This is a genomic window from Streptomyces sp. NPDC001070 (assembly GCF_053598835.1).
In genome coordinates this window covers 1-14,152 of the sequence record NZ_JBSFLB010000049.1, presented here as the reverse complement: position 1 = coordinate 14,152, position 14,152 = coordinate 1, and the positions used below count along the sequence as shown (strand labels likewise).

The 14,152-nt window shown below is 67.6% G+C and carries 13 protein-coding genes; 7 read left to right on the top strand and 6 right to left on the bottom strand.

Features of this window, described 5'->3' with window-relative positions:
• The first annotated feature begins 44 nt into the window (after window positions 1-44).
• Together ACWDAS_RS37885 and ACWDAS_RS37880 are read left to right on the top strand one after the other, a co-directional pair.
• Window positions 45-491, top strand: coding sequence for an anthrone oxygenase family protein (locus ACWDAS_RS37885; RefSeq protein ID WP_450400065.1), 447 nt, complete (start codon window positions 45-47; stop codon window positions 489-491).
• Window positions 492-1,256: 765 nt separating this feature from the next.
• Complete coding sequence (locus ACWDAS_RS37880; protein WP_450400062.1) at window positions 1,257-2,021, top strand: SDR family NAD(P)-dependent oxidoreductase; 765 nt, start codon at window positions 1,257-1,259, stop codon at window positions 2,019-2,021.
• Window positions 2,022-2,708: 687 nt separating this feature from the next.
• On the opposite strand, the gene ACWDAS_RS37875 is transcribed toward ACWDAS_RS37880, so the two are convergent.
• Window positions 2,709-2,972 carry a hypothetical protein gene (locus ACWDAS_RS37875; protein ID WP_450400059.1) on the bottom strand — a complete coding sequence of 88 codons (264 nt, stop codon included), beginning with the start codon at window positions 2,970-2,972 and terminating at the stop codon, window positions 2,709-2,711.
• 517 nt (window positions 2,973-3,489) lie between these two features.
• Between ACWDAS_RS37875 and ACWDAS_RS37870 the strand changes: the two genes are divergently transcribed.
• The 4 genes from ACWDAS_RS37870 to ACWDAS_RS37855 all read left to right on the top strand — a co-directional run bounded on the left by ACWDAS_RS37870 (window position 3,490) and on the right by ACWDAS_RS37855 (window position 8,894).
• Window positions 3,490-4,290 carry an alpha/beta fold hydrolase gene (locus ACWDAS_RS37870; RefSeq protein WP_450400057.1) on the top strand — a complete coding sequence of 267 codons (801 nt, stop codon included), beginning with the start codon at window positions 3,490-3,492 and terminating at the stop codon, window positions 4,288-4,290.
• 510 nt (window positions 4,291-4,800) lie between these two features.
• Window positions 4,801-5,550 (top strand): SDR family oxidoreductase, encoded by a 750-nt coding sequence (locus tag ACWDAS_RS37865; protein WP_450400055.1) that lies wholly within the window; start codon window positions 4,801-4,803, stop codon window positions 5,548-5,550.
• 1,796 nt (window positions 5,551-7,346) lie between these two features.
• On the top strand, window positions 7,347-7,724 hold the full coding sequence (locus ACWDAS_RS37860; RefSeq protein ID WP_450400052.1) for a hypothetical protein: 378 nt from the start codon (window positions 7,347-7,349) through the stop codon (window positions 7,722-7,724).
• A gap of 801 nt (window positions 7,725-8,525) precedes the next feature.
• A complete protein-coding gene (locus ACWDAS_RS37855) occupies window positions 8,526-8,894 on the top strand; it encodes a VOC family protein (protein ID WP_450400049.1) in 369 nt (122 codons plus the stop codon).
• On the opposite strand, the gene ACWDAS_RS37850 is transcribed toward ACWDAS_RS37855, so the two are convergent.
• The 3 genes from ACWDAS_RS37850 to ACWDAS_RS37840 all read right to left on the bottom strand — a co-directional run bounded on the left by ACWDAS_RS37850 (window position 8,869) and on the right by ACWDAS_RS37840 (window position 10,701).
• Window positions 8,869-9,783 carry a transposase family protein gene (locus ACWDAS_RS37850; RefSeq protein WP_450400048.1) on the bottom strand — a complete coding sequence of 305 codons (915 nt, stop codon included), beginning with the start codon at window positions 9,781-9,783 and terminating at the stop codon, window positions 8,869-8,871. The genes ACWDAS_RS37855 and ACWDAS_RS37850 overlap by 26 nt on opposite strands.
• A gap of 125 nt (window positions 9,784-9,908) precedes the next feature.
• Window positions 9,909-10,298, bottom strand: a complete 390-nt coding sequence (locus ACWDAS_RS37845) for a hypothetical protein (protein ID WP_450400046.1) — start codon at window positions 10,296-10,298, stop codon at window positions 9,909-9,911.
• 160 nt (window positions 10,299-10,458) lie between these two features.
• A complete protein-coding gene (locus tag ACWDAS_RS37840) occupies window positions 10,459-10,701 on the bottom strand; it encodes a hypothetical protein (RefSeq protein WP_450400140.1) in 243 nt (80 codons plus the stop codon).
• A 706-nt stretch (window positions 10,702-11,407) separates the two neighbouring features.
• Between ACWDAS_RS37840 and ACWDAS_RS37835 the strand changes: the two genes are divergently transcribed.
• Complete coding sequence (locus ACWDAS_RS37835) at window positions 11,408-11,713, top strand: GNAT family N-acetyltransferase (protein WP_450400043.1); 306 nt, start codon at window positions 11,408-11,410, stop codon at window positions 11,711-11,713.
• A 61-nt stretch (window positions 11,714-11,774) separates the two neighbouring features.
• On the opposite strand, the gene ACWDAS_RS37830 is transcribed toward ACWDAS_RS37835, so the two are convergent.
• Together ACWDAS_RS37830 and ACWDAS_RS37825 are read right to left on the bottom strand one after the other, a co-directional pair.
• Window positions 11,775-12,404 (bottom strand): TetR/AcrR family transcriptional regulator, encoded by a 630-nt coding sequence (locus ACWDAS_RS37830; protein ID WP_450400041.1) that lies wholly within the window; start codon window positions 12,402-12,404, stop codon window positions 11,775-11,777.
• A 1,065-nt stretch (window positions 12,405-13,469) separates the two neighbouring features.
• Window positions 13,470-14,152 (bottom strand): RNA polymerase subunit sigma (locus ACWDAS_RS37825; protein WP_450400039.1); only part of this gene is annotated, 683 nt, incomplete at its 5' end.

Here is a 14,152-nt window from a genome sequence, read left to right as displayed (position 1 = left end):
GTTGCATCAACATCTAGCACCACTAGATTCCAGGAGGGGTAGTCGTGCTCAACGCACTCGAGGTCTTCACCACCGTGGCCGTCGGCCTGATGGTGGGGGTGGAGTTCTCCGTCGCCTTCGTCCTCAACCCGATCTTGGGCGCCCTGCCCGAGGACAGCGGCCAACTCGGCCGCGCCCACGGGGGCCGGATGCTCGGCGCGGTGATGCCGGTCTGGTACATCGGCTCGCTCGTCCTCGTCGCGCTCTGGGCCATCGCCGGATGGCACCACGACGGCACCGGCCTCGTCGTCACCGCCGGCGCGCTGCTGATCCTCAGCGTGATCATGTCGATCCTGCTGCTCGTCCCTATCAACAACCGGGGCAAGACGTGGACGCCCGAGAACCGGCCCGCCGACTGGAAGGAGCAGATGAACCGCTGGGACCGCTACCACTACGTCCGCGTCGCCGTCATCATCGCCGCCTTCGCCCTGCTGGTCACCGCCCTGGCCTGAGCCCCGTGGGCCGGCACCACGCCGGCGGCGCACAACCCCCTACTGGCCGGGCGGCGGCCGGCCACCGGCATCCCGGCATCCGGGAACGCGGCTGCCGCCGAACGCCGCTGTCACCGGCCAGTCGGGGTGTCCCCGTCCGAGGCCTTTTCGACTCCCAGCCCATGACCACCTCCCTTCCCCTGCTGGCGGGTGCTTCGTGGACGCGGTGTGAGGTCACCCTCGGCGGCGCTCGCCCCACCCATGGCAGGATCGGGGGCAGGTCGCCGAGCCCGCGGGCCGGCCGCTTCGGCATCGGCGACTGTGAGGTCTCAACTCGCGCGCTCGTGGCGGTACCGCGGTACATCCGGACGTAGTGTTCAGCGGAGCGAATCGCCCGCCAGATGCACGGACGCGCAGGTTTCACCTTGCTTCGCCACCGCATCCTCCTCGGATAGCACCACCCTCTGTCACCACCGAAAGTGAGACAGAGCCGTTCGATTGACAGACCCCCTGCCGGGCGGGGCGTTGAACATGTCCGGCTCCGTTACGTTTTACGGTCGCGATGAGTACGGGTGTGCCGATTAGCCGGCTCTCGGATAGGGCTGGTCTCGATTGCTGTGCACCGATGCCGGGGTGTGGGCCGGGCTGCTTGGTGCGGTGACGTGACGGTTTGGTGGCGGTACAGCCGGAGGATGGCCGTTCCGCCTTGGGGTGTCGCGCGGGGTGGGCGTCCGCGGGTGTCTGTTCCGCCCCTCCCGCACACACATCAGATGGAGTGGAGCGATCATGGGAAAGCTTGCTGGGAAAGTTGCCCTTGTCACCGGAGCCGGTCGTGGCATCGGGAAATCGGTCGCCGAACGCCTCGCGCAGGACGGAGCGATGGTCGCAATCAGCTATCGCACCAGTGCGGCGGGCGCCGAGCACCTCGTCGAACAGCTCAGGAAGAACGGCACCGACGCGGTCGCGATCCAGGCGGATGTCTGCGACCCAGAGCAGACCGGACGCCTTGTCGAGCAGACCGTCGAACGCTTCGGCAAGCTCGACATCCTGGTGAGCAACGCCGGCATCGAACACTTCGGCCGCCTCGAGGAGATCACCCCGGAGGACTTCGACCGGGTCTTTTCCGTCAACACCCGCGGTCAGCTCTTCGCCGTTCAGCATGCGGCTCGCCAACTGCCGGAGGGCGGACGGATCGTGCTCACCTCGTCGGTCAGCGCCACTCGCGCGGTTTTTTATCACACCCTGTATGCCGCCAGTAAGGGCGCGGTGAACAGCATGGTGCTCAACCTGTCGCCGGAGCTCGGCGCGCGCGGCATCACGATCAACGCCATTGCGCCTGGCGGAACCGCCACCGACATGGCCGACACCCACGCCCTCAGTTACAAGCACCCGCTGTTCGACGCGTCGCTGGATGCCTGGGAGAAGATGCACGGCGCCCTGGGGCGCCTGGCCCGACCGGAAGAGATCGCGGCCGTCACCGCCTTCCTCGTCTCCGACGACGCCTCGTACATCACCGGCCGCACGATCGAGGCAGACGGCGGCTTCTTCTAGACAGCCCTTCGGAGGCTGCCCACGCGCAGCATCGCCCCAGCGGGTGGTGCGGCAGGCGGCGAAAGGTTTGGCGCACGGCGTCAGCCGCCTGCCGTCGCATCCGCACGGAGCGCCTTGGCTCGCTGGCGTGAGGTGGGGTGGGTACGTCACCACGCGGCCACGCGGTCACCCCCTGTGGTGTTGCGGGCCGCGGCGGCACGCTTGAGGAACCGGCGATCGGCTCCTTGTGACACGGCGCCGGCGTCGGCCTGCAGTTCGCAGCACCGTCCCGGCCAGGCCGCGCCAGTAGGGGTACGAGGCCGGGCCCCATACATCTGGCCAGTGGACCGGAGGTGCCGCTGGCCATCAGTTCACGCAGCATCGAGACGGCGGCGGTCAAGAGCACCATCAGCAGCAGCGCGAAGCGCAGCATCGTGCCCCACGGCAGGCCGCCCGGCTCCGCGTGGCCGCGCCGGCGGTGCTCGATGAGATGGTCCAGAAGGTAGCCGTCGCTCAGTGCCCACCAGGCGCGCTCAGGATCGGGAGCGGTCGATGCAAGCGGACTGGCCGGGGGGAGCATGGCGGCCACCGCATCAACCAGCCGGCCATTCAAGCTAACGAGTGCTGGATCCCCCACCTCGGCACGGAGGTAATCCCGGATGACGTCGTGGAGGCTGATGCGCCCGCCGTGATCGGGGATGAGTGTGATCAGGCCGGCGCATACGCCAGCCGCCACGCCCGGCGCAGCCCCGCCGGATACCCGCACCCGGCCAGCACACCCTCCACCGCCTCCACGAACGCCGTCGCCCCACCAGCCAGCGCCCGCTCCACCGCGCCCCGGTGATCACGCAGGCCGGGGGAGCGGTCCACGAGCACCCTGCTCAGCGCTGCCTCGCGGGCCTGCACCTCGCCGGTCCGCTCCAGGGCGGTGTTCAGGACCTGCTGCTCATCGAACTTCCGAGGGCGTGCCATGTGGCCGATCCACGTTTTCTTGACCGGTTCGTCCATATGGGGTAACGTTATGGACGAACCGGTCAAGAATTAAGCGGATTCGACGGTCACCCAGGCCCCATGGCTGGCGCCCCCAAAAAGGCAGCATCCACCTGACGGCGCACCCCAGTGCTATGACCGCGATGCAGGACCGGCGCCTACGCCGGTGGGCCGGTGCGTCAACCAGGCCGCGACCTTTGAGCAGTGCGCAAGTGCCCACGTCTCAGCGGCCGGGCAGAACAGCAAACACCGAGGTACTTTCGTGCACACAAATCAGAAAAGACTCCTGGGGATCCTGGCTGGCCTCGTGGCCCTCGCCGCCCTAGTCCTCCCGAACCTTGCGAACGCCGCTGCCAGCGGAAAGTCGTCCGCATCCCGCGCGCCAGCCTGCGCAGCTCCGGAGAGGCCGAAGAGCCGCGGCTACGACTCCGCAACCCGCAAGGACTCGGCGTTTAACAGGGAATTCCGTCACTGCTTCACCACCGTCGACGGAATACAGATGCACTACGTCATCGGCGGCAGCGGCCCGCAAACCACGGTCCTGCTGCATGGCTGGCCCGAGAACTGGTACGCATACCGAGGGATCATGCCGAAGCTCCTTCCCGGGCGGACGGTGATCGCCGTCGACCTGCCGGGCCTGGGGGACTCGACCGGAGCGCCGTCGAACTACGCCGCCGCGACCATGGCGACCTACGTGCACGATCTGCTCGACCGGATCGGCAAGCGCCACGGTGTGGAGCTCGTAGCGCATGACATCGGCGCCGGCGTCGCCTACCCCCTCGCCGCCAAATACCGTCAGCAGGTCAGTGGACTATTCATGATCGACTTCCCTCTGGTGGGCAAGAACCTGCGCTTCGCTGACTTCAGCAACGTGTCCTTCCACTTCCTGTTCAACCAGCAGTCACCGCTCGCCGAGCAGCTCGTGACCGGCCGTGAGAAGCAGTTCTTCGGCTACTTCTACCCGACGTTCTCCCACTCGCCTCGCGCCATCCCGTCGCCGGGTGCCGTCAAGGAGTACGTCCGCACCTACTCGCGGCCGCAGGTGCTCCACGGCGGGTTCGAGTTCTACCGCTACTGGAACCAGGACGAGATCGACAACAAGCGATTGCAGCAGAAGCCCCTGACCATTCCCGTGAGGATGATCAGCGAGGAGGGTTTCCTCAACGTGATGCTCGCCGGGGCGCAGGGCGCCTCGCCCTCCGCGACCGGCGTGGAAGTGGCCGGCTCGGGGCACTGGCTGGCAGAAGAGGCTCCGCAGCGCATCATCGAAGAAATCAACGCGTTCTACCCCGGCAAGTGACTCGCGCGGAGCCGGGCGAACAGAACAACAGGTGATACCTGTCGAAAGGCATGGGTTCGGCCCGTGCTCCGGATGGGAGGGGTAGGCGGAAGGCGCTTTCGACCGCCTACCCCCGGCGCCATCCAGTCGACGGCGTCGGCTGTATGTGCCTTCGCCTGGGCGGCTCGCAGCGTCCACAGGGGGCCGAGTAGGCCCGGGCGGTGGTTCTGGGATTCCTCCCGGACCGTTTCCTGATCCTCTCGCCGTGTCGGCGTAGGACTTTGTGAGGGCGAAGGTCTCCGAACAGTCCGTGGGCAACCGGAAGCGCCAGTTCCTTCCGGGTTCGGCCGGGCGCACCGGCTGTCGCACGGCACCGACTGCAGCAAATTTTTATCGTTCATTACAAAAAGCGCTCATCCCATTCTCGCGACGCCCGCATGCGGATGTCGGGAAGTGGGGCTCAGCAAAGGATGTAACAAAAATTGTTTCATCTGTAGGGCGCCCGTTCATCCAGATTAGGAGCACCACACCATGGGACAGCTTGAGGGCAGGACCGCCGTCGTCACCGGTGGTACCAGCGGCATCGGCCTGGCCACCGCGCGGCGGTTCGCCGCCGAGGGCGCGCACGTGTTCATCACCGGCCGCCGCAAGGAGGCACTCGACGCCGCCGTGGCGCAGATCGGCCCCCGCGCCACCGGCGTCCGCGGTGACGTCGCCGACCCGGCCGACCTCGACCGGCTCTACGACGTCGTCGCCCGGCAGGGGCGCCGCATCGACGTGCTGTTCGCCAACGCCGGCGGCGGCAGTTTCTCCACCCTGGAGCAGGTCACCGAGCAGCACTTCGACCAGACCTTTGGCAGCAACGTCAAGGGCCTGCTGTTCACGGTCCAGAAGGCGCTGCCGCTGCTGAACGACGGTGCCTCGGTGATCTTGACCGGTTCCACCACTGGTACCACCGGCGACGAGGCCTTCGGCGTGTACGCCGCGTCCAAGGCGGCGGTGCGGTCCTTCGCCCGGACTTGGGCCAACGAGCTCAGGGGCCGCGCGATCCGGGTCAACACCATCAGCCCCGGCCCGACCGACACCCCCGGCATCGACGGCCTCGCCCCCGACGCCGAGCAGGCCGGCCAGCTCAAGGGCTTCCTGGCGGGCCGGGTGCCGCTCGGCCGGATGGGCCGCCCGGAGGAGACCGCTGCGGCCGCGCTCTTTCTCGCCTCGGACCAGAGCAGCTTCGTCACCGGCATTGAGCTCTTCGTCGACGGCGGCATGAACCAGGTCTGACCGCCCCCCGGGGAGCCTCCCGCCCCAGAGGCGGGAGGGGGCGGTCGGGGAGCCGGTACGGCGGAGCCGACCGCCATACCGGCCCCCTCGCCGCCGCATTCGAGCAGCCCGACCTGTTCGCCAAGGAACTCAGGGGCCTTCGCCCGCGCCCTGGCGTAGCCCCGGCAAGCGCGACACCCACGGCCTCCTGCGCGCCCGCCCGCCAACGCCGATGCCGAGCAGGATTCGGGATCCCGCCATCACGGCCATGTTCGGGGCGCAAGCCCCCTGGTGTTGCCGAAACTCATCGACATTCACACGCCTCAATCCGAGGTGTTCACGGCACTGAGCAACACCTGTTCCCCAAACTCACCGACATACCCAGGCCCCTGTGCCGTGACTGAGTGCTTGACCGGTCGGCGAGTGTTCGATCGACGACATGAAGCGCTTTGGTCTGCCCGGGCAGGTCGATGGCGACGCTCGCTACGAGTCCGGCAGGCGGAGCCAGATCTCGGAGAAGGTGAGGCCGTGCTCATCGGTCACCAGCCCGCAGGGGCAGCCGAGCGTGATCAGGCGCCAGTCGCTGGCCACGGTCCATGGGCCATCCGCACTCGCGCACCCGGGACAGTGGACGGTGTGGGCCGTCCACACGTTGGGGGCGGGCCTGCCGTAATGCCGGAACCGACCCGTGTACTGGGTCTCCCACGGCACGACCGGGGGCGTGAGAGCGAGGGTCCCGGACGGGTTCGGGGCGGCCAGGGCGGTAAACAGTTCAGCCAGGTCGGGGAGCAGAGCTTCGCCCGCCTCGGTCGGGGGGACCGGCAAGCCGCCGACCGTGTCCTGGGGTACCGCATAGCGCGGAGCCGCCGCGGCGGCCGGCGGGTTGGGGGCGGCGTACCAGGGCAGGAGGGCGCGAGCGACGGAGGCCAGAAGCGCGGCGGCGGACGCGCTGACGGCGCCTGCATCGAGGTGATGGACTGTGGTGCGCCAGATCCGCTGGAGCCGTCGGTCCCGGTCCGTGGCCCGCGTCCGTGCGCTGCCGGCTCCACGGGCAGGGAGTGGGGCGGTGAGGCGGGCCAGGACCCGGGCCGCCGCGTCGGCGTCCGCGTCGATGGGGCGCCATCCCCCGGCAGTCAGGAACTGCCGGGCTCGGCTTGACTCTCGGGTCAAGGCGCGCGTCAGCAACTGTTGGGTACCGCAGACCGTTACGGACGTGTCCTGCCCGCTCGACATGGCATCCCATCCCCGATTCCGTCGCGTTGTGCCCGCACGCCCACCCTGAGTGGCAGAGACATCACATCACACGATCGTGCGGGCGCCGTCGACATACGTTCCGGCTTCCAGGCCGGATCGTCTCGCTCAGCACATTCTGTCACTTTGGGAACAGCATTTCGTCGGTCCCGCTATGACCCCCAGCCCCGGCCAGCCGTCGGCTTCACCCCCGACTGCCGAAAGTGAGGTGTTGGCCTCGGGGACCGGCCGAAGAGCTGAGGGCTGCCGGTTCGCTGCTGTGGTCGCCGGCCGCGGAACCTCCTGCTTCATCGCCGGCAGCCACGGCCTGTCGCCGCCCTGGTCAGCGTCACCGGCAGTGTGGGGGTGCGGGTGTCGGCTCCGTTGAGCGGGATGTTCTCCAAGTCTGCGTTGCGGGGCTTGGGCTGGTGCACTGCCGAGGCGACAATGACCTCCAGAACCTTTGCATCGGCTGGTGATGGCTACTGCCGTCAGGCCGTGATCCGCGCTCCGGGTGCAGATCTTGCCGGTAGCCGCCGCGCCGCGTATTCGGCCACCCGTCCCGACATCTGGCCGAGGAGTCTGCGGTGAACGGCTTGTTCGACCAGTCTTCTCAGTACCCCTTGGCCGTCGGCCTGTTCGTCCTGGTGCAGCTTGCCGTGGTGGTCCTGGCCGCTGTGCTCTTTCGGCGGCGCCGGCTGCGCGCTGCGGATGCGCAGCCGGGCAACGGCAAGAAGCAGAAGCGCAAAGACGAGCGGCATCCGGTTGCTGTCGTGGTGGCTGCGCTGGCTGTTGCCGCGTGCACCGCTTACAGCGGCGACACTTCCTGGCGGTTCGCCGAGGAGCACCTGGGGATGCACTCCCTGCGTGAACGTGGCTTCCTGTTCTTCGCCGGCGAGCTTGCACTGTTCGGCTGCGCACTGATGGCGCGCAGCAACATGCCCGTTGCGGCGCGGTCGGCGTGAGGGTGTCGGAAGCCCTCATCGGTGTTGCCCTGGACCGCGCCAACACCGCGCTCGAAACTGCGGTAGCGGATGCGGGGGAGGAGACCGTGCCCGACATGCAGCCGGCGCCCGGCCCGCAGCGTGCCGTTGCAGCCCCGTCCCGCATGGAGGCCGTGCACGCGCGTATCCTGGCGGATCCGGCTCCGGCGGATGCGCAGCCGGGTGCAGCCGGTGACGGGGCGGATGCGTAGCCGGACGCCAAGGCGCCCACCCTGGATGCGGATGTGACGGGGTTCCGGCTCGAGCAGAACAGGGATGAACTCCTCGAGGAGGCACGCTGTCTCGATGCAGAGGTTCGTGCCGACAGCGATCGAAGCGCATCCCGGGGCGTGTCGTTGCGACAGCTGGAAACTGCGTATAGGCCGGCGTCGTGCGCAGCGCCTGCAGTGCGTCCTCAAGGAGGATCCCGAACAGCGGTGAGCCGGGGGGAACGCTCCAACTGCCTGTTCTCCTTCGTCTGCACCGCCTTCCGGCAGGTGGGGGAGCGCCAGGCCTGGCCTGTGGCTTCGTTTCGTTCACGAGAATCGGCAGCAGATGTTCACGACTTCGGAAGGCGCCACAGCACACCGGGAACTCGAACACTGAAGCTCCGCCATCTTGAAGTGGCTGGTCAGCGGGGTGGCGTGACCTCGTTTCGGGGTGCTCGTGCTGGTCGTGGGCGGCAGTCTGTGTTGTAGATCGTCCGGCGGGGTGGTTTTGCCGATGAGTTCACCGTCCTCGAACGGTCCACCCGGCGACACGACCGTTCTCGACAGGAGTGCCATGTCCACCATCCAGCCAGTGATCATTACTGCCGACCAGGACGTTCTGCTCGGCTTCTATACGAAATTGTTCGGCGCTGAGGAGATCTTCCGGGTACCGGCGGAAGGCCCGGCCTTCTACCTCGGCTTGCGCATCGGCGACACCGACCTCGGGCTGGTGGCCAAGGCGAACCCGGGGACCGGGGCGGCGCCGCGGATCCTGCTCAGCATCGGTGTCGACGACGTCGACGAGACGCTCGGCCGGGTGGAGGCGCTGGGCGGCTCGGTCCGCGGCGGCCCCAACGACATGCCGTGGGGACAGCGCGTCGCCCACATCCAGGACCCCGACGGCAACCCAGTGAACCTCACTCAGCCGATCCCGGCCCGCTGACGCTGTTCCGCGGTGCTTGTGCTGATCGTGGGCTACCCGCGGTAGAGATCGATTGTCGGTAGTGGCCTCGATGTTCGGCAGGACGAGTAGGGCGCGCAGCAGGTGGGTGGCGCGGGCGGGGCCAGTACGGAGCTTGGTGAGGATCCGCCAGTTCTTCAGGTGGGCAAAGCCGCGTTCGACGGGGGGCGCGTCCGGCGGCGAGGACCCGGTTGGCCTCCTTCTCGGCGGGTGTGAGCTTGCGGGCGCGGGTGGCCTTGAAGCCGGTGACGACCACGGGGTCGTCCGGTTCGTCGTCCAGGCCGAGGAAGCCGAGGTCGGCCAGGGTGCCGAGTCCGGCGGTGCGCAGGTGGGCCAGGATGCGGTCGCGGCGGGCGGCGGTGATGTCGTGGGTGCGGCCGGGCCGGGCGGCCGATATCCACACCAGGCGGCCCTTGTCGTCGGTGAGGGCGAGGACGCGCAGGCCGTGGCGGTGGTGTTTGCCGCAGTAGTCCGGGCGGTTCGCCTTCCCGGTGCGGCGCTGGGTGGGGATGAGGATGCCGTCGATCAGGACGACCTCACCGCCCCGTTTGGCGATCTTCTTCAGGTTGCGGTCCAGCCGCGGCGCCCGGGCGGCCAGCAGGGCGATCAGTTCGTCGCGCCGGCGCCGCACGGTGGTGGCGGAGACGTCGTTGCCGCCGGCCATGTCGGCCAGGCGCTGATCGTGCCGCAGCACGGCCAAGACGATCACCGCGGTCCTCCCCGGCGGCAGCGCCCGCCACCGGGACCGTATCGCCTCCAGATGGCGCCGCAGCAGGTCGGCGAGGTGGTTGACGGTGTGCGTGGACCGCGGCAGTCGGCACTGGTAGACCAGGGACACGGTGGCCCCGGCATGGTCGTTGGTTTTCGTCACACAATCCCAACGGCCTCCGGGGGCAACGCAGTTACGCTCAGAATCGCTGTGCGGCCCCGGTCACGGGCGGACGGTGAACTTCCCGTCGGGCCGTTTGTGCAGCCAGCCGCGGTCGGCCAGCTTCGTCAGCTTCCCGCGCAGCGGCTCCAGCCTGCCCGCACCCCGGTGTCCAAGCCCAGCACCTCGCCGATCTGCCGGGTTGCGACCGGACCGGGGGCCTGCCGCGCGGCGGTCAGGATGCGCTGGTACTCCGCCGGCAGCGCGGACTCGGCCACCCCTGGCGCGCGGTCCGGAACCAACCGCACCGCCCGTCCCGCCACCTGAACGACCGGCGATCCGGCCTCCGCCCGCTCATCGGCGATCTGCTCACTCATCCGCTGCAGTACCCGCTCGGCCACAGCGAGTTCCTCCCGCTCGGCCCGCACCTCCGCCAATCGCCTGGCCAGCCGTTCTGCGAGTCCGTCCAGCTCCGCACGTCGCGCGGCGATCCGCTCCAGTACCTCGGGGTCCGTCATGCGCCGGAGCGTAGGAGCGGCAGCCGCGACGACGGGCGGGAATCCACAAAACCGCCCCGCCAGACGATCTACACCACAGACTGCCGCCCACGACCAGCACGAGCACCCCGAAACGACATCACACTAGCCCCCTGAACAGCCACTTCAAGATGGCGCAGCTTCAATGAGTGCACCCACACAAGCCGCTCGCCACCTGCGGGGTCCTGTACCGGCCGCGCTTCGACAAGGCAGACCACAGACGCGTCGCCCACCCAGGGAATTCGAGCACCCGCATGGCGAGCCTCTTCGTCGTGGCCCCGTGCGCCAGCAGGCTCCTGGCCGAGATGCGCTGATCTTCGGAGAGCAGATCACCGAAGCCGCGGCCTACGCACTGTTCCCCGGGCCTGCCCAGCGCTGAGGCCATCGCGGCGTTGAGACAACGGATGACACCGTCCAGGGTCAAAAGAGCCGACGGTGTAGCCCTCTGTAGGAGTTCGTCCGAGGCGTCCATCTGCCGCTCCCTGACCGTCATCGAGCGATATGACCCCGATAAACGTAACAATCCTATCTGCCGCAGAGCAGGTCGCGTGTCCACTGGGAGCGGGGTGCGAAGCTGAGCGGCAGCTCAGCAGGCAGCAGGTTTACCTGTGAGGAGATGCCGCTGAGTCGGAATCCGTGACCCGCGATCCCTGGGGCCTCGTCGAGAGACACGGTCTGCGTACCCGGGATGGCCGGTGCGCCGTCTGCTTGCCATGGATGGGGGTGCCGGTGCCGCTCCGTGCAGGATCCGGAGGGGTGGACCTTCCCGAAACGGGGCGGAGGGCGGCTGGTGAGGAGCACTGTATGCGGGCAAGAGTGCAGCCTCCCCTCCCTCGCGCGTCGCAGCGTGCGCCGACGGGATGCTGGCCGGGGACTCAGACTGGACTGTTTCGACCACTTCGCTTAGGCTGATACGCGCTGTGCCAGAGCCAGGGCAGGCGGGCCCTTACGTCGACTCGGTCAGAGGCGGGACCTCTTCAGGGTAGCCGTCGATCGACTTCTGGCAGCTTTCCCACTATGGGGCTTTCACGATGGACTGGAGGGCTGAGATGCCTGACGTTATATTTTCAGACGCGGAATCGTCTGTGGTGGTGAGCGACAACGAGAACGAGCATCGCTACGAGATAGCCGTAGTCGGTGAGACGGCTGGCCACATGGGTTATCGGGCGATTGGTGATCGACGCGTATTGATGCACACGGTCATCTACGACGCATTCCGCGGGCGAGGTCTCTCCAACGTCCTCATCAAGCACACCTTGGACTTTCTGCGCATCCGCGGAAATACCATTTCAAATTACTGTCCAGTCGTCGACAGGTTCATACACAAGAATCCCGAATACATCAGCCTGGTCGACGTGAAACATTCAGGCACCTGGGTCTCGCCTTCGTCGGGCTGACCGAGCCGGCCGTCAACTGCCCGCCTGCCTGCGTGACAAAGCATCGAGCTGAGGATCCGGCTCAGTCCACGACGTAGGAGCGTACGTAGTTCAGCGCCATCTGCATGGAGACGCGCATGGGCTCAACGTCCTGGGCGGTCTGGGCCAGCAAATAGCCGCCCTGCAAGGCAGCCATGACTGCGGTGGCGAGTTGCGCCGGGTCTGCGTCTTCACGCAGGGAGCCGTTCTCCTGCATGCGCTTCAAGCCTGCCGAGATGAGCTGCTGCCAGTCGGCGAACGTCTCGGCAAGCTTGCTCCTCGACGTCGGGTCCTGCGCCGCCCGCGCGCTGACCAGCGAGCCCAACGCGCACCCGTAGGCACCGTTCTGCAAAGAGTTGAGATGGATAAGCTTGTCGCTCCATCGCTCGAGCGCGCGAATGGAATTCATTCGCTCCAGCATTTGGCGATCACGGTTCAGGACCTGATCGGTCCGCAGCTCGATGACGCTGTGGACAAGCTGGTCTTTGTCCGCGAAGTGGCGATAAAGCTGGGATTTACTCGTCCCACTCGTCGCTCGTACGTCGTCGAGTGAGACCGCGTTGACGCCCCTCACGTAGAAAAGGTCGGCAGCGGCCTGAATGATTCGGTCGCGGGTGACAGCCCCACGCGAGGTGAGGCGCCGCTCTTGCCTAGGAGCATCATCTACGGACATGTGCCCGATATTACTACGGACGATCAACGGGTCCGGGGGAGAGCCGGAGGGCGTTGCCGGGGCCCCCTTGGGGGCGTCAGCAGGCCGCTCGCTGTCGGCCGGGGCGCCGGGCCCGCGAGGTGCGGCTTCCGCAGGTACGCGTGCCTTGCCTGACGTCATGGATCACCTCTGCCTCTCACTGGATGCGAACTGTAGGGGAACGCTCGACTGTGGGCCCTGGCTTCCCTCCGTGATGACTTCCGGGCAGCTGCCGTGTCGGGACGCGGCGGATCCATGTGAACACGATGAGGGCCGACTATCGATGGTGACATTCACACGTGTCGCACCACATGGACCATATGGTCCCCTCGTTTGCCTGCTAATGGAAGAGGCATGGTGGGCTCCGAGGCTTATTAGCGAAGAGAACCGACGCTTGTAGGTGACGGTCTGCACGCAGTGACAGCTGATAGTGGCGGTGACCGTGAGGTGGCAGAGTCTGACTGACGGCTGATGCTCCGCTCCAGCCAGTGCGGGTCGAGACGGCTCGGGCGTGGCGCGTTCTAATCCGTCGGAGCCGTGGCGTAAGGCACCTATGTGCAATCAGATCCGCGAGCCGTCACCTCCAGGTGCTGGAGGCTTCTCGCCCGTGTTCGGTCGCCTCTCCTGCCTCCTGGTGTGATGCTCGTCAACGACTGAACCGGAGGTTCGGCGGGGTGTGCCCTCAGCGGGCGACTGGGCGAGGGGATCCTCGGGTCTGGCGAAAGACCTCTGCGGCATTCTCATCGGAGCAATGCTCAGAACCTGCGGAGGGGCGGTCGATGAGCTGGCCGCGTTTGAAGCGGGCTCCGGCGCGGACAAGGAGGACCAGGTGTGAGCCGTTGACGCTCTTCAGCGGGCCTGGGCGACTCGATGAACCGAACACCATGGCGAGCCCGGCGGCGCGGGAGCCAGCGCCATTGGTGACGCGCTGGCCCGCCCTCAGGCGGGCCGGCCGGTGCGGACGTGACGGTTCGGCCGGCAAGGCTTCGGTGAGTTCGGATTCCCGGTGCTGCCAGGCCGTCGAAGAGGGCACGGGCAACGACGTTGTCAGGCGGTGGGCGTCGGGTCGGCATGCCGGTTCCACCGGCGCAGCTTCTCCGGGTTGAGAACGGCCCAGACCTGTGCCACGCGGTGGTCGGTGATGTCGAGGCTGAGGACTGCGGCCACCCGTTGATCGCAGCGCACGACCAGGCCGGTACGGCCGTTGACCGACTGGGCGGTCACCGTGGTGCGCGGATGGGGGGTCAGCGCGGTCAGCAGGCAGCGGGCGACCCGCCTGCTTCCGTGCACCGGCCGGACCGGCGCCCGAACCCTGCCGCCACCGTCGAAGACCGCTGTGGCGTCAGGACACAGCAAGGACGTCAGCATGCCGGCGTCCTGCATCGCACAGCCCTCCCTGACAGCACCGACTATCGCGTCATGCTCCTTCGAGGTCGCCGGACGGAACTGCCGCGCCCGGAGTACGCGAGGTGCGGTGCCGGCCAGGCCGGCGTACTCCGGAACGATGTGCGGCGCTATCCCGAGCATGCCATCGAGCCTGGACACCGCCCGCTTGGCATCCGCCGCATCTGGACCGGCATCGTGATCCCAAGCGGATTGAGCCAGCCGGGCCGAAGCGATCTCGCCCGCGTTCATCGCGAGCCAGGAACGAGGCGACGCAATGAGAGCGCGTTCCATGTCGGAAAGGGCGTACCACCGACGATAGGTCTCGACGATCACGCTCTCCGCTG